The organism is Nonomuraea sp. ZG12, assembly GCF_052068115.1.
GTDB lineage: Bacteria > Actinomycetota > Actinomycetes > Streptosporangiales > Streptosporangiaceae > Nonomuraea.
In genome coordinates this window covers 13386-33369 of sequence record NZ_JBQHCW010000004.1, presented here as the reverse complement: position 1 = coordinate 33369, position 19984 = coordinate 13386, and the positions used below count along the sequence as shown (strand labels likewise).

At 70.3% G+C, this 19984-nt stretch carries 21 protein-coding genes; 12 read left to right on the top strand and 9 right to left on the bottom strand.

Annotated elements, in window-relative coordinates:
• Positions 1 to 6: 6 nt before the first annotated feature.
• The 3 genes from ACTMTF_RS14425 (at position 7) to glnII (ending at position 4269) form a co-directional block, all read left to right on the top strand.
• Positions 7 to 2655, top strand: coding sequence for an AAA family ATPase (locus ACTMTF_RS14425; protein ID WP_441111069.1), 2649 nt, complete (start codon positions 7 to 9; stop codon positions 2653 to 2655).
• Positions 2656 to 2686: 31 nt separating this feature from the next.
• The gene (locus ACTMTF_RS14420; RefSeq protein WP_441111068.1) at positions 2687 to 3157 is read left to right on the top strand and encodes a hypothetical protein; all 471 of its coding nucleotides are present in this window, start codon (positions 2687 to 2689) and stop codon (positions 3155 to 3157) included.
• Between the two features lie 92 nt (positions 3158 to 3249).
• On the top strand, positions 3250 to 4269 hold the full coding sequence (gene glnII / locus ACTMTF_RS14415) for a glutamine synthetase (protein ID WP_441111067.1): 1020 nt from the start codon (positions 3250 to 3252) through the stop codon (positions 4267 to 4269).
• Positions 4270 to 4482: 213 nt separating this feature from the next.
• Here glnII and ACTMTF_RS14410 read toward each other — a convergent pair whose 3' ends face one another.
• Complete coding sequence (locus ACTMTF_RS14410; RefSeq protein ID WP_441111066.1) at positions 4483 to 6018, bottom strand: aldehyde dehydrogenase family protein; 1536 nt, start codon at positions 6016 to 6018, stop codon at positions 4483 to 4485.
• 75 nt (positions 6019 to 6093) lie between these two features.
• Positions 6094 to 7029: an RNA polymerase sigma factor SigJ gene (gene sigJ / locus ACTMTF_RS14405; protein ID WP_441111065.1), complete on the bottom strand. Its 936-nt coding sequence runs from the start codon at positions 7027 to 7029 to the stop codon at positions 6094 to 6096.
• Between the two features lie 145 nt (positions 7030 to 7174).
• Here sigJ and ACTMTF_RS14400 point away from each other — a divergent pair, with 145 nt between their 5' ends.
• Both ACTMTF_RS14400 and ACTMTF_RS14395 read left to right on the top strand, forming a co-directional pair.
• Positions 7175 to 7549, top strand: coding sequence for a hypothetical protein (locus ACTMTF_RS14400; protein ID WP_441111064.1), 375 nt, complete (start codon positions 7175 to 7177; stop codon positions 7547 to 7549).
• Between the two features lie 165 nt (positions 7550 to 7714).
• Positions 7715 to 9328: an FAD-binding oxidoreductase gene (locus ACTMTF_RS14395; protein WP_441111063.1), complete on the top strand. Its 1614-nt coding sequence runs from the start codon at positions 7715 to 7717 to the stop codon at positions 9326 to 9328.
• Positions 9329 to 9494: 166 nt separating this feature from the next.
• Here ACTMTF_RS14395 and ACTMTF_RS14390 read toward each other — a convergent pair whose 3' ends face one another.
• Entirely contained in the window at positions 9495 to 10265 is a 771-nt protein-coding gene (locus tag ACTMTF_RS14390; RefSeq protein ID WP_441111062.1) for an MBL fold metallo-hydrolase, read from the bottom strand.
• A 22-nt stretch (positions 10266 to 10287) separates the two neighbouring features.
• Positions 10288 to 10989, bottom strand: a complete 702-nt coding sequence (locus ACTMTF_RS14385; protein WP_441111061.1) for an alpha/beta fold hydrolase — start codon at positions 10987 to 10989, stop codon at positions 10288 to 10290.
• A gap of 116 nt (positions 10990 to 11105) precedes the next feature.
• Here ACTMTF_RS14385 and ACTMTF_RS14380 point away from each other — a divergent pair, with 116 nt between their 5' ends.
• From ACTMTF_RS14380 to ACTMTF_RS14370, 3 genes are all read left to right on the top strand, one after another.
• Positions 11106 to 11756, top strand: a complete 651-nt coding sequence (locus tag ACTMTF_RS14380) for a GntR family transcriptional regulator (RefSeq protein ID WP_441111060.1) — start codon at positions 11106 to 11108, stop codon at positions 11754 to 11756.
• A gap of 2 nt (positions 11757 to 11758) precedes the next feature.
• Positions 11759 to 12796 carry a 1-aminocyclopropane-1-carboxylate deaminase gene (locus tag ACTMTF_RS14375; RefSeq protein ID WP_441111059.1) on the top strand — a complete coding sequence of 346 codons (1038 nt, stop codon included), beginning with the start codon at positions 11759 to 11761 and terminating at the stop codon, positions 12794 to 12796.
• Positions 12797 to 12997: 201 nt separating this feature from the next.
• Positions 12998 to 13567: a dihydrofolate reductase family protein gene (locus ACTMTF_RS14370; protein WP_441111058.1), complete on the top strand. Its 570-nt coding sequence runs from the start codon at positions 12998 to 13000 to the stop codon at positions 13565 to 13567.
• Positions 13568 to 13569: 2 nt separating this feature from the next.
• Here ACTMTF_RS14370 and ACTMTF_RS14365 read toward each other — a convergent pair whose 3' ends face one another.
• The 4 genes from ACTMTF_RS14365 to ACTMTF_RS14350 form a co-directional block, all read right to left on the bottom strand.
• Complete coding sequence (locus ACTMTF_RS14365) at positions 13570 to 14559, bottom strand: LLM class flavin-dependent oxidoreductase (RefSeq protein WP_441111057.1); 990 nt, start codon at positions 14557 to 14559, stop codon at positions 13570 to 13572.
• Between the two features lie 67 nt (positions 14560 to 14626).
• Complete coding sequence (locus ACTMTF_RS14360) at positions 14627 to 15091, bottom strand: NUDIX hydrolase (protein WP_441111056.1); 465 nt, start codon at positions 15089 to 15091, stop codon at positions 14627 to 14629.
• Between the two features lie 80 nt (positions 15092 to 15171).
• A complete protein-coding gene (locus ACTMTF_RS14355) occupies positions 15172 to 15501 on the bottom strand; it encodes a helix-turn-helix domain-containing protein (RefSeq protein WP_441111055.1) in 330 nt (109 codons plus the stop codon).
• A complete protein-coding gene (locus tag ACTMTF_RS14350; protein WP_441111054.1) occupies positions 15498 to 15884 on the bottom strand; it encodes a type II toxin-antitoxin system RelE/ParE family toxin in 387 nt (128 codons plus the stop codon). Before ACTMTF_RS14350 ends, ACTMTF_RS14355 begins: the two co-directional genes overlap by 4 nt.
• 39 nt (positions 15885 to 15923) lie before the next feature.
• On the opposite strand from ACTMTF_RS14350, the gene ACTMTF_RS14345 reads away from it, so the two are divergent.
• The 4 genes from ACTMTF_RS14345 to ACTMTF_RS14330 all read left to right on the top strand — a co-directional run bounded on the left by ACTMTF_RS14345 (position 15924) and on the right by ACTMTF_RS14330 (position 19326).
• Positions 15924 to 16148, top strand: coding sequence for a type II toxin-antitoxin system VapB family antitoxin (locus ACTMTF_RS14345; protein ID WP_441111053.1), 225 nt, complete (start codon positions 15924 to 15926; stop codon positions 16146 to 16148).
• Positions 16149 to 16205: 57 nt separating this feature from the next.
• Positions 16206 to 17099, top strand: a complete 894-nt coding sequence (locus ACTMTF_RS14340; RefSeq protein WP_441111052.1) for a sulfotransferase family protein — start codon at positions 16206 to 16208, stop codon at positions 17097 to 17099.
• A gap of 94 nt (positions 17100 to 17193) precedes the next feature.
• Positions 17194 to 18813, top strand: coding sequence for an arylsulfatase (locus tag ACTMTF_RS14335; RefSeq protein WP_441111051.1), 1620 nt, complete (start codon positions 17194 to 17196; stop codon positions 18811 to 18813).
• A gap of 21 nt (positions 18814 to 18834) precedes the next feature.
• The gene (locus tag ACTMTF_RS14330) at positions 18835 to 19326 is read left to right on the top strand and encodes a MarR family winged helix-turn-helix transcriptional regulator (protein WP_441111050.1); all 492 of its coding nucleotides are present in this window, start codon (positions 18835 to 18837) and stop codon (positions 19324 to 19326) included.
• Here ACTMTF_RS14330 and ACTMTF_RS14325 read toward each other — a convergent pair.
• Positions 19319 to 19699: an STAS domain-containing protein gene (locus ACTMTF_RS14325; RefSeq protein ID WP_441111049.1), complete on the bottom strand. Its 381-nt coding sequence runs from the start codon at positions 19697 to 19699 to the stop codon at positions 19319 to 19321. The genes ACTMTF_RS14330 and ACTMTF_RS14325 overlap by 8 nt on opposite strands.
• Positions 19700 to 19984 lie beyond the last annotated feature (285 nt).

Here is a 19984-nt window from a genome sequence, read left to right as displayed (position 1 = left end):
GCATCAGTGACGACACTCCATTCCGCCGGCCTGACCAGGGCCAAGATGCCGTTGTTGGGCCGGTGCGGGCTCCTCGTCGGGCTGACGGCCGTCTATCTGGTGCTGACCTGGCAGGTGATGTCCGACTTCGAGGGCATCGTGACCTATCCGGATGCGATGCGGCTGATCGCCGATAAGCATCAGTGGATCTTCTGGCTGCTCGGGGTCGAGGCGCTGCGGCAGGCGCACGTCCTCATCAGTGAGCGGTGGTCCGGCTATCACCGGTTCTGGAGCCGGCGGGTCTTCGGCGGGTTCGAGCGCTGGTCGCACCGGCGCTTCGGCGACTGGACCAGGTTCCAGGTGGCACTGGTCCTGAAGGTCGCGTTCGGGCTCGTCCTGCTCGCGCTGGTGCTCGGCGCGGTGCTGGACACCAGCCCGCTCTTCGCGCTGCTCAGGGCGCCCGCGATGATCGGCCCGTGGCTGCCGGTCGTGCTACTGGTCCTGGTGATCGTCGTGGCGTCGGCCGGCCTGATCCGGGTCCGGTCCCGGAGCGGTGTCGAGACGTACCTTCCGGGGGAGGTCACGACCCGCTTCGCCGACGTCTGGGGTCAGGACCACGTGGTGGAGCAGCTCTGGGAGAGCGTCGCCCTCCTCGCGCGGCCCGGGGAGATCGAGCGGCGCGGCGGGCACGTGCCCGGCGGCGTGCTGCTGTGGGGGCCGCCGGGCACCGGCAAGACGCTGCTGGCCGAGGCCGTGGCCGGTGAGACGGGCAAGCCGTACGTGGTCGTCGACTCGGGCGCGTTCACGGGCGTACTCAAGGTGAAGGCGCTGTTCAGGAAAGTGCGCAGGCTGGCGCTGCGCCACGGCGGGGTGGTCGTCCTCTTCGACGAGGCGGACGCGCTCGGCGGGCAGGGCGGGCCGGCCCGGCGGGGGCCGCGCGGCTCGTCCGGTTGTCACGGTCGCACCTACCTGTCGGAGGGGGCCCGATCGGCGCTCGCCGTCGGCGGCCGTCGCGAGGCCGACGAGCCGGGGGCGCGCGACACCGGCACCCTGGGGGCGCTGCTCACCGAGCTGTCCGCCCTGGACAAGCCGCGCGGGCTCGTCAATCGGCCGATCCGGCGGCTGCTCGGGATGCGCCCGAAGCCGCCGCCGAGACATCGCGTCCTCGTCATCATGGCCACGAACCGGCCCGACGCGCTGGACGAGGCGCTGCTGAAGCCCGGCCGGATCGACCGCGTCCACAGAGTCGGCCCTCCGTCCAAAGCCGGACGGACGCGCACGTACCGGGGCTACTTCGACCAGGTCCGCCACGAGCTGACCGAGCGGCAGCTCGACAGACTCGTCACCGTCACCCCGTACGCGACGGGCGCCACGATCAGGGACCTGGTGAACGAGTCGCTGATCAGCGCGCTCCGCGACGGCCGGGAGGTCGTCACCTGGTCCGACGTGCTGCGGGCCAGACGGTTCATGCGGCTCGGCCCGCCCCAGGACGTCGAGTGCCCGGAACGCGAGCGACACGCCCTGGCCGTGCACGAGGCCTGCCACGCGGTGGTGGCGTACGCGACCCGCCGTCGCCTGGAGATCGACCTCGTGACCATCGAGGAGGGCGCCGGCCACCTGGACCCGGTCGTCCCCGAGGGCCGGGTCACCTGGTGGAAATCCGAGTACGAAGCGGACATCATGGTCGCGCTCGCCTCGCCGGCGGGGGAGCGGATCTTCTTCGGCGACAGCTCGTCCGCCGTCTCCGGCGACCTGCACGCGGCCACCGTCCTGGCCGCCCGCATGGAGGCGACCTGGGGGATGGGGTCGGGCGTCGCCTCGCTGCCCGCGCTGCGGGAGCTGGAGATCACCGCCATGGCCGGGCCGGCCGGTGGCGGTGTCCCGCTGGAGGAGCGGATCGAGGCCGCCCTGGCCCGGCTGCTGGAGGAGACCGAGGGGCTCCTGCGTGCGAGCCGCAGGGACGTGCTCAGCGTGGCCCACGCGCTGGAGACGTACCGGACACTGGACGGCGACGACGTGGTGGCGATCATCGAACGGTCGCGCGGGCCGATGGTCGACGGCGCGCGCTACGCCTCCGACGAGCTCTACCGGGAGCTGGAGGACTATCACCGCGACGCCGCCGGGGGGCACCGGGGGCACAGCCCCGCCGATCGCGCGCTGCCCCCGCTCGCGGCGGCGGTCGAGGTCATGGAGGGGCAGGTGGTCGGGGCGCCCGGCCGTCCGGAGTTCGTGCCGACGGGCGGCCCGTACGTTCCCCAGCCTCGCCCCGCGCCCGTGGCACCGGCGCGCGCGCCCGGCAGGCGGCTGTGGGTGCCGGCCGCCAGCGCGTTCGCACTGGTGGCGCTGGCGGTCATCGTCGGGCTGGCGGTCACCGGGGCGCTGACGGTCAGCCCGGCCTCGGGCGCGGAGACGAGCGCGACGAGTGCCGGGCCGGGGCCGGGCATCGCCCTGCCGGTGCTGCTGCTCCTGCTGTTCGTCGTGGTGGTGGCCGTGATCGTCGGCACCGGGCTGGCGACCGTGGCGGTGAAAGGGGTACGGGCCAAGCGGTTCAGGGCCGAACGCGAACGCGACCAGGCGCACGCCCGAGCCCAGTTCCTGGCGGCGGCACTCGACCCCGACACGGCGATGCGGCTGCTCGGCTACGACGGGGACGGGCGACGCCAGGACGCCGTCTGAACCGGACCCACCCGGCCGACGTCCTACTGGTGTGCGCACCCTCACCGCCTGCCTGGCCGCCCTCGCCCTGCTGACCGGCTGTGCGGCCGAGCGGCCCTGCACCGCCGTCGGCGCCCCGGTGGGCGTGGCGGTGACCGTCAAGGCGCCGCTCGCCGCCAGGGTGGCGGACGCGACGCTGGAGGTCTGCTGGTCGGGCTCCTGCCACCGTCCCCGCCTGGAGCTCCTCCCCGCCACGGCGGCCGCCGGTGAGACCTGCGCGGGCGACAGCTGCTCGGTGACCATGGAGCCGACCGGGGACGAGCACGGCTTCGGCACCGTCGCGGGCCTGCCCAAGAGCCCGGTCCGCGTACGGTTGACGCTGCGTGACGCCGGCGGCGGCGAGGTGCTCGACCGGACCCTCCAGGTGACCCCGAAAGGGCGCTTCCCCAACGGCCCCGACTGCGGCGAAGCGGGCCCGTCCGCCGAGGTCATCGCCGAGGGCGGAATCGTACGAGAAGGCTGACGGCTTAACACGCCGTTCACATGCGGGCAAAATCGGGGAAACGGCTGTCCATAAGACTCGGCGTGGCTGAGCAAATCCTCGAAAGGACCGCCGTGAGCTACAAGGCTGAATACATCTGGATCGACGGCACCGAGCCCACGGCTCTGTTGCGCTCGAAGACCAAGATCGTGGCTGACGGGGTTGAGCCGCCGGTGTGGGGCTTCGACGGCTCCAGCACCAACCAGGCCGAGGGCCACTCGTCGGATCGCGTGCTCCGTCCCGTGATGACCTGCCCGGACCCGATCCGGGGTGGCACGAGCGTGCTGGTCCTGTGTGAGGTCGAGGAGATCGACGGCACGCCGCACAAGAGCAACACCCGCGCCCTGCTGCGCCCGGTCGCCGAGCAGTACGCCGACCAGGAGTCGTGGTTCGGCATCGAGCAGGAGTACACCTTCTTCAAGGGCAGCCGCCCGCTCGGCTTCCCCGAGGGCGGCTTCCCCGCCCCGCAGGGCCACTACTACTGCGGTGTCGGCGCCGAGGCCGTGTTCGGCCGGGAGATCGTGGAGATCCACCTCGACCGCTGCCTCGCCGCCGGGCTCGCGATCTCCGGCATCAACGCCGAGGTCATGCCGGGTCAGTGGGAGTTCCAGGTCGGCCCGGCGAGCCCGCTCGACGTCTCGGACCACCTGTGGATCGCCCGCTGGCTGCTCTACCGCACCGCCGAGGACTACGGCGTGGAGGCCACCCTCGACGCCAAGCCCGCCCGTGGCGACTGGAACGGCGCCGGCGCGCACACCAACTTCTCCACCAAGGCCATGCGCGAGGGCTACGACGCCATCATCACCGCCTGCGAGGCGCTCGGCCAGGACGACAGGCCGATGGAGCACGTCTCGCAGTACGGCGCGGACATCGAGAGCCGCCTGACCGGCGCCCACGAGACCGCCCCGTGGAACAAGTACAGCTACGGCGTCTCCGACCGTGGTGCCTCGGTGCGCATCCCGTGGCAGGTCGAGGTGGACAAGAAGGGCTACATCGAGGACCGCCGCCCGAACGCCAACATCGACCCGTACGTGGTCACCCGCCTGCTGGTCAACACCTGCTGCTCGGCGCTGGAGAAGGCCGGCCAGGTCTGACGTGACGCACTGACGTGACGCACTGACGGTACGCACGAGAAAACGCGGGCACCCCCGATGGGGCCCGCGTTTCCTCATGCCCGGAGGGTACGGAGTGTCACGTAGCGACTCCTCTTCGTAACACGGGGCGTCGTCATCGTGACACGGGTCATCCCCGCCGGGAGGGATTTTCTCTCTGGCGGGGTGGCTCCATTCACTCTCGGTATAAGAGAACTAGATCCGGAAGCCCATGTCCGGGGTGATGTCGGCGACGTCCATCTGCGCCTTCTGCAGGCGGCCGGAGTGGTCCCAGTTCATCGACTGCCAGCGGGTGAACTGGTCGAGCACCCACATGCCGGACTGGCGGCTGCCGTTGCCCGACTTGCCGTTGCCGCCGAACGGCAGGTGCGCCTCCGCGCCCGACGTGGAGTTGTTGACGCTGACCATGCCCGCCGAGATGCCCTCACGGAAGCGGAAGGCGTGCTTCGGGTCGGTGGTGTAGATGCTGCTCGACAGGCCGTAGCCAGGCAGGTTGGCCAGCTCGATCGCCTCGTCCAGCGACGTGAAGGTCGTCACGCCGACGATCGGGCCGAACGTCTCCTCCAGGAACAGCCGATCCGACGGCCTGACCCCGTCCACCACGACCGGGTGATAGTAGAGTCCGCCCGCGCCGGTGAACGCGCGGCGCGGACTGTCCGCCGTGATCCGGCCGACCGGTCCCGAGACGACCTGGTGGTGCGGCTCGATCCAGGTCAGGTACTCCTCGTAACGGTCGGCGAACTTCTGGTCCAGCAGCGGCCCCGCCAGCACGTCCTGCTCCGGGTCGCCGATCTCGGCCTGCTGTACGGCGCGGGCGAAGCGCTCGGTGAACTCCTGGTGGACGCTCTCGTGCACGATCACCGTGCCCAGGCTGGTGCAGCGCTGGCCGGCGGTGCCGAAACCGGAGAACAGCGCGCCCTCCACCGCCAGGTCGAGCTCCGCGTCCGGCATGATCACCATGGGATTCTTGCCGCCCAGCTCCAGGCAGGGAGACTGCAGGTGACGGCCCGCCAGCTCGCCGATCTTGCTGCCCACGGCGCTGGAGCCGGTGAAGCCGATCTTCTGCACGGTGCCCTCCGTGAGCGCCCGCTCCAGCCCCTCGAACGTCTGGGCTCCGTCCGCGAAGACGAGGTCGAGCACCCCGTCCGGCAGACCGGCGGCCACGAAGATCTGGTAGAGGGCGTGCGCCGAAGCCGCGGCGTACTCGGCGGGCTTCCACACCACCGCGTTGCCGCACAGCAGCGCCGGCACCAGATACCAGGACGGCACCGCCACCGGGAAGTTGCCCGCGGTGATCACCGCCGCCACGCCGACCGGGTTGCGGAAGGTGAACAGGTTCTTGTCCGGCATCTCCGACGGCACCGTCTGGCCGTACAGCCTGCGCCCCTCGCCCAGGAAGAAGTCACACGTGTCGACGATCTCCCGCACCTCGCCCAGCGCCTCGGCGTACGGCTTGCCGATCTCCCGCGTCACCAGGCGGGCCAGGCTCTCGGCGTTGGCCTCGACCAGCCGCCCGATCGAGGCGATCACCCGCCCGCGCACCGGCGCGGGCACCTTGGCCCACTCCCGCTGCGCGTCCTTGGCGGTACGGCAGGCGTCGGCGAACGTGCCGGCGTCGGCCAGCCCCACCTGGGCCACGATCTCGCTGGTGCGAGCGGGGTTGACGGATGCGTACGTGCCCGTAGCGGCGGCGTCCTTGCCACCCACGACGGAAACGATCTGTCGGGTCACCGTTGACCTCCTCATAGTTTCTCCGGACACACCATCATCCTGCCCCCGAAACCCCAACCCCCACAGGCCCGGACCTCACAGTGCGGTCCATGGGCGGAGCTTCTCGGGATTGCGCACTGCCCAGATGCGCTTGATCCGGTCACCCGCGATGTCGAACGCCACCACCATCACGGTGACGCCATCGAGCTGAGCCACCAGGCCGGGCCGGCCGTTGACCGTACGTTCCAGGAGCGCCAGGCCGGGGGCGCGGCCGGCGATGTCGACGGCGTAGCGCGCGATCCGCTCGCTGCCTTCGACCGGGTGAAGCACGGCGCTGACCAGGCCGCCGCCGTCGGCGGTCGCCGTGGCGTCGGGGGCGAGGAGGCCGATGAGGGCCTCGACGTCCTTGGCTTCCCAGGCCAGCTTGAAGTTTCTGACGACGCCCGCGTTCTGGGCGGTCGCAGTCGCGGGAGCCTGCGCCACGCGGATGCGACGGCGGGCCGAGTAGGCCAGCTGGCGGCATGCCGCCGGTGTCCGGCCGAGGACCGGAGCCACCTCGGTGAAGGCGTAGCGGAAGACGTCGTGCAGGATGAACGCGACGCGCTCGGCCGGGGTCATCGATTCGAGCATGACGAGAAAGGCCATGTCGACCGACTCGTCGAGGGTGACGCGGTCTGCCGGGTCGGCCGCGATCCCGCCCGTCCGGCCGCTGACCCACTCGGCGCGGTCGGGCAGCGGTTCTGGGATCCATTCACCCACGTAGCGCTCCCGCCTGGCGCGTGCCGAGCCGAGCAGGTCCAGGCAGATGCGGCCGGCGACCGTCGTCAGCCAGGCGCCGGGGGATTCGATGGCCTCCTGTTCCGCGCGAGACATGGCGTACCAGCGGGTGTAGGTCTCCTGCACGACATCCTCGGCATCGGCCAGGGAGCTGAGGAGCCGGTAGGCGACATTGATCAGCTGCCGGCGCTCACTCATGATCGCGGGCTGACGCGGGTCGGTCTGGCCGTGCCCTGGCTCGGCTGGGGTGATCATGGTGGCGCCTGCTCCCTTGGTCTCGTCTGCCCTCACCTGCTCGACGAGACAGAAAGGGGGGCCTGTCGCCTGACATTTCAGGCGGTTGTGTCGTCGGGCTGCTGAGACGCTGTCCAGCGTCGCAGACCGTCCTGAGGAGCCGGCCATGTTCTTGCGTGTCGCGATCATCCTGCAAACCGTCGCTCTCTTCACTGCGCCGATCACCGCCGGGCTGCTGCTGTCCTCCCCGGGAGGACGCACCTTGCACAGTGTTTCGGCGTACGGCGTGTTCGCCGCAGCAGTGTTGTCCCTGGTCGCCACCATTCTGGTGTGGCGTCCGGGTGGCGGCTCGTCGAGGCCCATCCTGCCCGCGGCCGGATTCTTCGGGCTCACGCTGGCGCAGATAGCGCTGGGCATCGCGGATGTGAAGACCCTGCACTTCCCCTTGGGCGTGCTGTTGTTCGGCATGAGCGTCCTTCAGCTCCGCCAGGTCTGGACCGCCCGTCGCGCTCACCCGGCCGTCGCAGGTCCGACCAGCTGAGGCCGGGCGTGGAACCGGCCCGGCCCGCGCGCGGGCCCGTACCAGGCCGAAACCGGTGCAGATACCTCCACCCCAGCTGGGTCACTGGCTACCTTCTCCGGCCCCGCGTCCGCTTCTAGCGTCGAGAGCACAGCATTTCCCGACAAGCGGCAGGGGTTGTGGCTCATGAGCGAGGTGACCCGCAGGGGATTCATCGGCGGCACCGCGGCACTCGGTGGGGGCGTCATGACGGCAGGGGTGACGGCGGGGGTGACGGCGCCGCCTCAAGGGGCGCCGCCGCTCGGTCCTGTCATGATAAGGCCCGGCGATCCGCGCTACGAGGACCTGGTCGTACGCAGGACGAACCAGCGATTCCGCCCCGAGCCGGAGTACTTCCACGTGGTCGGCTCCACCGAGCAGGTCGTCAAGGCGGTCGGCGACGCGGTCCGCGCGAACCGGCGCGTCACCGTGCGCAGCGGCGGCCACTGCTACGAGAACTTCGTCGGCGACGGCGCGCAGGTCGTGATCGACCTGTGCGAGATGTCGGAGGTGTACTTCGACAGCGAGCGCGGCGCGTTCGCCATCGAGGCCGGCGCCACCCTGATGGACACCTACCGCAAGCTCTACCTCGGCTGGGGCGTCACCATCCCCGGCGGCCAGTGCGGGGGCGTGGCCGCCGGGGGGCACATCGCGGGCGGCGGGTACGGTCCGCTGTCCCGGCGCGACGGCCTGACCGTCGACTACCTGCACGCGGTGGAGGTCGTGGTCGTCGACCGGCGCGGGCGGGCCCAGGCCGTGGTGGCCACCCGGGACCCGGCCGACCCGAACCACGACCTGTGGTGGGCGCACACCGGCGGCGGAGGCGGCAACTTCGGCGTCGTCACCCGCTACTGGATGCGCGACCCCAAGGCCCGGGGCGACGACCCGGTGACCCTGCTGCCGAAGCCGCCCGCCACCGTGCTGTCCGGCGTCGCGATCTGGTCATGGGACGGGATGACGAAGGAGTCGTTCCGCAGGCTGCTGCGCAACCACGGCGAGTGGCACGAGCGCAACAGCGAGCCGGGCACCCCCGCCGTCTCCCTGTGGGGCTCGCTGCTGATCCCCGGCCGCCAGAAGGGCGCCGACCCCGGTGGGATGATCCTCCCCACTCAGGTGGACGCCGGCGTGCCCGGCGCCGAGCAACTGCTCAAGGACTACTTCGCCGCCGTCGGCGAAGGGGTCACCCCGGCGGCGATCGTGCCGCCGTTCCAGCGCGATCCGTGGTACCACGCGGTCCGTACGCTCGGACTCGACGAAGCATCGGAATCCGGCCACTACAAGGGCAAGTCCGCCTATCTCCGCAAGCCCTTCACCGACGAGCAGGCGGACGTCGCCTTCGACCACCTCGGCACCGCCGACGACGTCTCGGCGACCGGCCTGCTGTGGGTCCTGTCGTACGGCGGGCAGGTCAACACGGTGCCCGCGGTGGCGACCGCCACGGTCGAGCGGCAGTCGATCCTCAAGGTCATCCATATGGCCACCTGGGACCAGAGCCAGGACGGCGAGGCGCAGCTGGCCTGGGTGCGCCGGCTCCACAGCCGGACGTTCGCGAGCACCGGGGGAGTGCCGGTGCCCGGCGGCAACTGCGGTGGGGCCTACATCAACTACCCGGACATCGACCACGCCGACCCGGCGTGGAACACCTCCGGGGTGCCGTGGTCCACCCTTTACTACGGCGACAACTACGCCCGGTTACGGCGGGTGAAGCGGCGGTGGGACCCGCGCGGGGTGTTCCACCACGCGCTGTCGGTGCGGGCGTAAGCCACGGAGCCGGCGGCCGCCGAGCAGCGGCGGTGAGGGCGAGGTGCCGGGCACGTCAGGGGTTCGTGCACCGGTACGACGCGGGCGCCTGAGCGTGGGCGCCACGGGATGGCTGGGTAGTGCGGGGCCCTACCCAGCCGATCGGCGGCCTGACCGCGGTCCGCGGTCAGGCGCGGTCGCCGAGGTCCAGACGGTCGGCGAGGCCGGCGGCGGTGAAAGCGGCGACCAGTTCGTCGCGCCCCTCGGTGAAGTGCGCCCAGTTGTCGTAGTGGACAGGGACCACCCGCCGGGCGTCGAGGATCTTGGCGGCCTCGGCGGCCTGTGCGCTGTCCAGGACGATCGGCGCGCCGTCGAAGACGACCGGGATGCGGGGAGCTCCGGCGAAGAGGACGGCGGTGTCCACCGGGGCGAAGCGTGCGGCGATCTCCTCGACCAGGTCGAGGGAGGCGTTGTCGCCGCTGACGTACACGGTGGGCAGTCCTTCGCCGGTCAGGACGAAGCCGACGACCTGGCCGAGGAACGCCTCGACCAGCTCGCGCGGTCCGGGGCCGTGGAGGGCGGGCACGCCCGTGACGGTGATGACGCCGCCGTCCGGACGGTCCAACCGGACCGATTCCCAGTCGGCCAGGCCCTTGGCCCCGCCCCCGAGACGCTGTCCGGCGCCTGGGGTGGTGAGGGTGAGGGGGACGTCGGCGAGCAGGGCCCGGCCGGAGGTGTCGAGGTTGTCGGGGTGCTCGTCATGGGACAGCAGGACCACGTCGATGCGGCCCAGCTCCGCGGGGGTGATGGCGGAGGGCGCGGTCTTGACCAGCGTGCCACCCGGCGTCGGATAGTCGCCGGGGGCGTCGAAGGTCGGGTCGACGAGGAAGCGCAGGCCCCCGTACTCGAAGAGGGCCGTCGGTCCGCCGAAGGCGCGGACCGGGCTGGTGGCAGGCATACGGAGCCTCCTTAGGGCGGCGTCAGCCGGTGGTGGCGCGGGCGGCGGCGTCGATGAGCTCGGCGACGGCCTCCGGGCGGGAGACGGTGACGGCGTGGGAGGCGTCGATCTCGACGATCGTGGACCCTGCCCTCTCGGCCATGTAGCGCATGGCCTCGGCGGGGATGTTGAGGTCCTGAAGGGTGACCATGGTCCAGGACGGGATGGTCTTCCAGGCCGCCTTGGTCGCCTTGTCCTCCAGCGCGGACGCCGTGATGGGCCGCTGCGTGGCCGCCATCAGCTCGGCCACCTCCGGTGCGACGTCGCCGGCGAAGACCCGGCGGAACTCGTCCTGCTGGATGTACAGATCGGTCCCCGCCGGGAACGGCACCGGGTTGAGCGCGGGGCCGAGCTCGCCGCCCGGGAACTTGGCCGCCAGCTCACCGGTGCTCTCGCCGACCTCGAGGTTGAAGCTGGCGATGTAGACCAGGGCCTTGACCCCGGGCACACCGTCGGCCGCCTCGCTCATCACCGAGCCGCCGTAGGAGTGGCCGGCGATCACGATCGGACCGCTCAGGCTCTGGAGCAGGCTGCGCAGGTACGCCGCGTCCTCCTGCAGACCGCGCAGCGGGTTGGCGACGGCGACGACCGGATAGCCCCGGCGCTTGAGGTCGGCCACGACACCGTTCCAGCTCGCGGACTCGGCGAAGGCGCCATGGACGAGGACGACAGTGGGAGTGGTCATCGGGTGTTCCTTTCGGTGGTGGAGTCTCTGAAATGGAATATGCAATATATCGCTGACACTGTCAAGGCTTCCCTGGCCGGCTTGAACATTTCCGCAGGGTGTGAGCAATATATTGCATGCCCATCCCTCAGAACGCGCCGGCGATCGACCGGCGCCTCCTCCGTGACGACGTCTATCACCGGCTACGCGACGCCATCGTCGACGGGAGCCTCGCCCCCGGCGAGCAGTTGCGCGACGCCGAGCTGGCGGCGTGGCTCGGGGTCAGCCGCACTCCGGTCCGGGAGGCACTGCTGCGTCTCGCGGAGGCCGGGCTGGTCATCGCCCAGCCCGGCCGCTCCACCACGGTGAGTTCGCTGAACGTGCGCGACGTCCGTGAGGCCCGCGACGTAGTGGCGGCGATGCACGAACTCGCCGTCCGTGAAGCTGTGGGCAGCTTCACCGAAGCCCACCTGGACGCGATGCGCGAGGCCAACGATCGGTTCCGTGCGGCGATCGAGCGGGGCGACGTCGAGGCGGCCCTGCGCGCCGACGATGACCTGCACGGCATCCCCGTGACGGTGGCCTCCAACCGGGCCCTGACCTCGGTCCTCGACCAGTTCACGCCGGTGGTGCGACGCGCCGAGCGGCTGCGCTTCTCGTCGCTGGGCGGACGTGCGTCCTTCGCACGGCACGACGACCTGATCCGGCTCTGCGCCGCCGGAGACGCGGACCAGGCGGCCGCGGTCGCCTTCGACACCTGGCGCACGCTGCCGGCAACCGAGGTATGACCATGACCCTGTCCGACTTCCCCCGCCACCCGCTGACCTTCGGGCCGAGCCCCGTCCACCCACTGCCGCGCCTCACCCGGCACCTCGGCGGCGCGTCCGTCTGGGCGAAGCGCGAGGACTGCAACTCCGGGCTCGCGTACGGCGGCAACAAGACCCGCAAACTCGAGTACATCGTCCCCGACGCGCTCGCCCAGGGCGCCGACACACTGGTGTCGATCGGCGGCTACCAGTCCAACCACACCCGCCAGGTCGCCGCCGTCGCCGCGTCGCTGGGCCTGAAGGCGGTGCTGGTGCAGGAGAACTGGGTCGACTGGCCGGACTGCGTCAACGACCGGGTGGGCAACATCATGCTCAGCCGGATCATGGGCGCCGAGGTCCGGCTCGACCCGGCCGGCTTTGGCATCGGCTTCAAGGATTCGTGGACACGCGCGATCGAGGACGTGAAGGCGCGCGGCGGCACGCCGTACCCGATCCCGGCGGGCGCCTCCGACCACCGGCTCGGCGGGCTCGGCTTCGCGAACTGGGCGTACGAGGTGGAGCGGCAGGAACGCGAGCTGGGCGTCTTCTTCGACACCATCGTGGTCTGCGCGGTCACCGGCTCGACCCAGGCCGGCATGATCGCCGGGTTCGCCGCACTTGAGGAGGCCGGCGGCCGGCCGCGCCGGGTGATCGGCATCGACGCCAGCGCGAAACTGGAGGAGACCCGCGACCAGGTCACCCGCATCGCGACGGCCACGGCCGAGCTCATCGGCGTCGACCGGCCCCTGCGGGGCGACGAGATCACGATCCTGGACGGGTGGGCGGGCGACCTGTACGGCATCCCGGTGCAGTCCACCTTGGACGCGATCCGGCTCACCGGCGAGCTCGAAGGCGTGATCATCGACCCGGTCTACGAGGGCAAGTCGATGGCCGGCCTGATCGACCTCGTCACCAGCGGGGAGATCCCCCGTGACGCCACCGTCCTGTACGCCCACCTGGGCGGCCAGCCGGCGCTGAACGCCTACAGCGGCCTGTTCCCCCATACGCAGCGGGTGACTTGACCCCGTGGGTCATCCGCGCCGGCCCACGACGTGGTCATGGTCGTCTCGGAGGTGGTCGCCCATGCGGTCGTGCACGCGAAATCACCCGACCGGTGGGGCCGTCACCCCAGCAGCGGAGGGCAAGACCTGCGGGTGACGGAATGTCGGTGGCACCTGGCAGCATCGGCCTCGAAACCGAGATCAGCCGGCAGGAGGCCACGTATGAGCGACACCGAGCGGCAGACCGCGGGCGCGAAGGTGCTCTGGCACTTCACGATGTCCCTGGACGGATTCGTGGCGGGGCCCGACCACGCGATGGACTGGATGGCCGGGATCTCGCACCGTCCGGGCCTGGTGGACGAGTACGTCGAGACCACGGGCGCCGTGCTGGGCGGCCGGACCGGGTGGGACCATTCCCCGGACGCCGGCGCCATCTACGGCAGCGCCTGGGACGGGCCGGTCTTCGTGCTCACCCACCACCCCGAGGACGCGACACCCGGCGCCGGGGTCACGTTCCTGAGCTGCGACCCGGCCGAGGCGGTGCGGATCGGGCTGGCGGCGGCCGACGGCAAGAACCTCGAGGTGTTCTCGCCGACCATCGGCCGTCAGCTCCTCGCCCTGGGACTGATCGACGAGATCGACCTGCACATCGCACCGGTCCTGCTCGGCGAGGGCATCCGGCTGTACGACAATCCCGGCGGCGAGCCGATCCGCCTCCACCAGGTCGGCGAAGGCGATCCTACGGCGGTCGTCAACGTACGGTACCGGCCCGCCACGACGGCGGCCCCCTGACCTCAGGCGGGGATGAGGCCGCGGACGTCCGCCAGCAGCTCGAAGGAGCGCAGCCAGGCCTGCCGGTCGGTGGCGGGGGAGGCGACGATCAGCTCGTCGGCCTGGGCGTGCTTGGCGAAGTCGTCCAGATAGTCCTTCACCTCGGCCGGGGTGCCGATGGCCGAGTACTTGGTCATCTGCAGGATCTGCTGGCCTCCGGGGGAGCGCAGGATCTCGTCCGCCTCCTCCGGCGTGAACGTCCGGCCACGGCCGACGAACAGGCCGACCCTGGACCGCTTCGCGGCCAGGAACTGCTCCTCCGCCGCGTCCTTGGTGTCCGCGGCGATGACGTTCACGCCGGCGATCACGTACGGACGGTCCAGCTGCGCCGACGGCTTGAAATCGCGCCGGTAGAGCGCGACGGCCTCCTCCAGCGCGTTCGGCGCGAAGTGGGAGGCGAAGGCGTAGGGGAGCCCCAGCATGGCGGCGAGCTGGGCCCCGAACAGGGAGGAGCCGAGGATGTAGAGCGGCACGTTGGTGCCCTTGCCCGGGGTCGCGTCGACGCCCGGGATCCGGGTCTCGCCGGTGAGATAGCCCTGCAGCTCCAGCACGTCCTGCGGGAAGGTGTCGGCGGAGGCGGGGTTGCGGCGCATGGCGCGCATGGTCGCCTGGTCGCTGCCCGGCGCCCGGCCGAGGCCGAGGTCGATGCGTCCGGGATGCAGCGTTTCGAGGGTGCCGTACTGCTCGGCGATCGTCAGCGGGGCGTGGTTGGGCAGCATCACGCCGCCGGCGCCGAGCCGGATCTTCTGCGTGTGCGCGGCCACGTGCGCGATGAGCACGCTGGTCGCCGAGGAGGCGATCACCGGCATGTTGTGGTGCTCGGCGTACCAGATCCGCTCGAAGCCCCAGCCTTCGGCGCGCTGCGCCAGCGTGACGCTGGCGGCCAGACTGTCGCTCACCGTCTCGCCCTCGCCGATGTGCGCCAGATCGAGAATGGAGAGGGGGAGAGCCATGGACACGCCTTTCACACGGGGACCCGGATCGTACTTGTATGCGGGTGCAACCATCGCGGCGGCCGGGTTATTTCACCCTGTTCGGCAGCTTTCCGTCGCGCGGCCGGAGGCGGTGGAGCTCCAGGCCGACATCCACCAGCTCCACCCGATCGAGGCCGGCGATCTCGTCGAGGTTCACCCACGCGGCCAGGTCGGTGCTCCCGCCGACCTCGTTCCGCAGGGTGCCGCCGACGACCCGGGCCGCGTAGATGACCCGGAGCCCGTGGAAGTCGGCCTCGACGCCGGGGCCGCGAGGGACGTGCCGGCGGATGGTGTCCAGGCCGAGCAGCGTCTCCACCTCGACGACGTGGCCGGTCTCCTCCTCCACCTCGCGGACCGCCGCGTCGACGGTGTCCTCGGCGTGGTCGACACCGCCGCCGGGCAGCGTCCAGCGCGGCCCCTCGGGGCCGGCCCACCGGGCGAGCAGGACCTTCCCACCGTCGATGCAAACCGCGTAGGCGGCAACCCTGAGCTCTTTACTGATCTCCGTCACACTGGCCAGATCTACCACTTATGCGAATTATCGTTCTCCCTGGCATCGACGCGAGGGAGGGTCTCCTGCGTCATCGCAGTTCAGGCGACCTTGACGGTGAGGGGCCCGACACTGATGGTCACGTCGACATGTCCGCCGAGCGCTGCCGCGTAAGCACGGATGGTCTCCAGTTCCATCGAATCCAGGTCGCCGTTCTCGATCTGGGAGATCCGCGCCTGCGAAATGCCGAGAGTTGCCGCGACCTCGCTCTGCGTCTTTCCCAGGGACTTGCGCAGTTCCTTGAGGTGGTGTCCAGCGATGTAGGCGTCCAACAGCGCGTCAGCAGTTGCCTGACGCTGCGGATCGGCCATCTCGGGATGCAGTCTGTGCGCCTCCGCCTTGACCTCGCGCCAGTTGCGTCCAGGGCTCATCGCTTGTCCTCCCTCGTTGTCCGGGCTGCCTTCTCGGCGCGATATTCGAAGTAGCGGACCTTGGCGAGGGGGATCGCCTCGTCATACCACCGCGACCACTTGCCGGCCTTGTCGCCGGCGGCTAGGAAGATCGCTTCTCGGTCCGGGTCGAAGACGAACACGATTCTAATCTCGGTTCGACCTCGCGATCCAGGGCGAAGCTCCTTGAGGTTGGCCATCTCATCGTCTATCAGGGTATCGACCAACGGTCGCCCCAGAGCGGGTCCGACTTCTGCGAGGCGGTCGATGGCTCTCTCGATCAGAGTTGCCGAAACCGGGTCGCTCTCACATAGCTTGAGGAACCAGGATTCCACGGGCTCAAGCAGCACGATCTCCCATGCCATGCAGCCAATATAACATGTGCCTTATGGTGTGTTGAGGAGTTGACCCATCCTGTCGCGAGCACGGCTTCGGCGCTGGTCGATCTTGATGACGAAGCTCTGGCCGAAGCCGTGAAGCTGCTCGGTACCACTTCCGAGACGGGCATGGTCAACGCCGCCCTGCGAGAGGTCGTCGATCGGCGCAGGCGGGCTGCGGCGGTGGCTCGTATGCGGGAGATGGTGGCCGAGGGAGTGGTCGACTTCTCGGTTCTCGAAGCGCGCACGTAGGGTTTTCACAGGGCGGGTTAACCGGGGGTTCACCGGTAGAGCCTACGTTTGCGGGCCATGAGCTGGAAGTACAAGGCCAACGCGACGCTTGAGGGACTGACCGGTTACACGCTGACGCGGGCCGGCCGGGTGACGAAGGCTCCGCCCAAGCCCGCCCCGCCCAAGCCGGCGCCCGAGCTCGTACGGCTTCCGGGCGACGAGGTTCGCCCGCCGGTGGATCCGGTTCACGACAGGCTGCTGCGCAGGCCGGTCTTCCTGCTCTCCTCGGTGCGCTCGGGCTCGACCCTGCTGCGCGTCATGCTGAACACCCACTCCCGGATCCACTCGCCGATCGAGACGCACTTCCGCCGCATGACCGTAGGGCTTCCGACGGATCCCGTACGGCAGGCCATGGAGCTGCTCGGCCACACCCACAGCGACCTCGAGCACCTCGTGTGGGACCGGATGCTGCACCGGGAGCTGTCCCGCAGCGGTAAGCCGGTGCTGGTGGAGAAGACGCCGAGCAACGTGTTCGCCTGGCGGCGGCTGGCCACCTGCTGGCCGGACGCGCGCTTCATCTTCCTGCTGCGGCATCCGATGTCGATCGTGCAGTCGTGGCACGAGGCCGACCCGGAGAAACGGCCGATGGAGGAGGCGGTGCCGCGCACCCTCAGTTACATGACGTATCTGCAGGAGGCCCGCACCCACCTGGAGGGGGCGACCATCAGGTACGAGGATCTGGTGGCCGAGCCGGAGGCGGAGCTGCGGCGGTTGTGCGCGTTCCTGGAGGTGGAGTGGGAGCCGTCGATGCTGAATTACGGCGAGAAGGACCACGGAGGTTTCGTCAAAGGCGTAGGTGACTGGCGCGACAAGATCCGTAGCGGTACGGTCGTCGCTGGCCGCCCGCTGCCGTCAGGCGACGAGCTGCCTCCTGAGCTCAGGGAGATCTGCATGCTGTGGGACTACCGCTGAGTCAGGACTTCCGTCACCATGACTCCGGCAGTGTTCGCCTGCCGTTCTCCGGTGGTTCCCCTGCCGATCTCTTGTTGCCTTGAAGGTGTCCTGCATGATCGACGCGCCGTCGCGCCGTACCCTCCTGACGGGTGCCCTCGCGGGTATGACCCTGCCGTCCGCGGCCTCGCCCGCGCGGGCCGCCGCGTTCCCCGCGCGGCTCAACTTCGTCGTCATCCTCGCCGATGACCTGGGCTGGGGCGAGATCGGCAGCCAGGGGCAGCGGATGATCGCCACCCCCAATCTGGACAAGCTGGCCGCCGAAGGGGTGCGCTTCGAGGCCGCCTACTCGGGGGCGCCGCTGTGCGCTCCGTCGCGGTGCTCGTTGCTGACCGGGCTGCACGCCGGGCACGCGACGGTGCGCGAGAACCCTGAGGGCGGGGCGCAGCGCTCGCTGACCGAGGCCGACCTGACCTTCGGGGAGCTGCTCCAGCTGGCGGGATACCGGACGGCGTGCATCGGCAAGTGGGGCTTCGGGCCGGAGAAGGCGGGGCAGGCGTCCCATCCGAATGAGCGTGGATTCAGCGAATTTTTCGGATATATCGGTCATCGACATGCGCATCAGTACTATCCCGAGTACCTCTGGCACAACGACACCCCGGTGCCGCTCGCGCGGGAGGCGTACGCGCCCGACCTGTTCCTGGAACGGGCCGTCGACTTCATCAAGCAGCCGTCCGACCAGCCCTTCCTGCTCTACTACGCGACCAACCTGCCGCACTCGCCCAGCGTGGTCCCCGGCGGCGCCGGTCAGTATTCCCGCAAGCCCTGGACCGGGTCCAACCGCCGGCACGCCGCGCAGGTCACCCGGCTGGACACCGATGTGGCCAAGATCGTGCGGGCGCTGCGCGAGGCGGACGTCGCCGAGGACACGCTCGTGCTGTTCACCAGCGACAACGGGCCGCACCGGGAGAGGGGCGTGACGCCCTGGCTGTTCGACTCCAACGGCCCCTTACGCGCAGACAAGCGAGACCTGTACGAAGGCGGCATCCGGGTGCCCCTGATCGCGTGGTCGCCGAAGCTGCGCCCGCGTGTGGAGAAGCGGCCGGTGGCGCTCTACGACATCCTGCCGACCCTCGCCGAATTGGCGGAGGTGCCGGTGCCGGACCGGATCGACGGCCTGTCGTTCCGGCGGCTGCTCAACGGCCGGTCCGCGCCCCGGCACGACCATCTGGTGTGGAACCGGCCGCGCAAGGCTCAGGCGATCCGGCGCGGGCGGTGGAAGGCGATCAGGTTCTCGCCCGGCATCGCGGGCGCCGGGCCCGAAGGGCGGGTCGAGCTGTACGACCTGGCCACCGACCTCGGGGAGCAGCGCGACCTGGCCCAGCGCAGGCCGGAGCTGGCCACGGAGTTGATGACGCTGCTCGACGAGGCGATCGGCCCCGACCCGCGCAGGCCGTACGGGCTGAAGGTGATGGGCGCGGCCGACGAGGTCACGGTGACGCTGGTCAACGGGTCGGCGGAGCCGTGGCGGCGGGTCAGGCTGGGCCTGGACCTGGCCCAGGGGCGCAGGCTGGCGGCGCGGGACGAGGTGGCGACGCTCCTGCCGGGGGAGGAGTGCAGCGCCGTCTTCCGGGTCAGCGGCGACAGGCCGGTCACGGCTTCGGCGGCCTTCCGGGCGGACGGCAGACGGCACACCTTCCGCCGCCGTGCCCAGGTGGAGCGCGCGCTCATGTGAGAGCCGTGTAGAACAGTGCATATGCCAGAACAGGCGAACGACCTATCGGCGGTCATTTCGGCCGTGCTGACCGGGACCAGGATGCTCGTCGGCATCGCCGCCCGCTCCCTGGCCGCGGTCGAGGACCGGGTCACGCTGCCGCAGTTCAGGATGCTGGTGGTGCTGGCCTGGCACGGCGAGACCAAGCTCGTCACGCTGGCCGACGTGCTCAACGTCAACTCCTCCACCGCCATGCGGATGGCCGGCAGGCTCGCCGCGGCCGAGCTGATCGTGCGGGAGGTCAACCCGGACAACCGCCGCGAGAGCCTGATCCGCCTGACCGGGGAGGGGCAGCGGATCGTGGACGAGGTGACCGCCCGGCGCAGGCAGGAGATCGGCATGATCGTCTCACGCCTGTCCCCCGAGCAGTGCCGCGCGCTGGTCGAGGCGATGAACGCCTTCAACGAGGCGGGCGGCGAGCCGTCTGAGAGCGGCCTGAACCCGTTCGGCTGGCCTGACGACCGGTCTAGCTGACGACCGGCTCGGGCAGGGCCACGACCGCTTCTTGGACCGTGTCGTAGGTCTGGAACCGCCTGTTGAGCCCGGTGACGTTGAGCACCCGCTTGATCCGCGGGTGCACCTCGCACAGGACGAGGGTGCCGCCTGCGGCCTCGGCGCCGCCCAGGGCCGCGAGCAGCTCGCTGAGGCCCGAGGAGTCGCAGAAGGCGACGGCTTTGAGGTCGACGACGACCCTTGGTGGCACGGTGCTCGCGATGGCCTCGGCCATGCAGTGGCGAAGCTCCGCCGCCGTGGCGAGGTCGAGCTCACCCGACAGGCTGAGAACCGCTGCACCGCTGTGCGGGGTAATGATCCAGGAGAAGCCGGCCTGCACGTCTCCGCCCTCCAAAGTATGACATTTCACCCGGGTTCATCATTGCATAGTGCAATGAATTGGTGCAGTACCCAAAATTGCCGCGATACATGCGCCAAGTTCCGCGAATCTCTCCGCTGCGCATCAACCGTATTACTCACAGCGACGAGGAGGAAGCATGAACGAGATTCTGTTTCCCGATCCGGTCCGTGACAACCTGCCGGGCTCCACCGACCGGCCGGCGTTCCGGTACGCGCGACGGCCACTGTATGGTCACCTTCGCCTACGCGTGCCGGGACAAGGTCGTCGAGCTCGCCTACG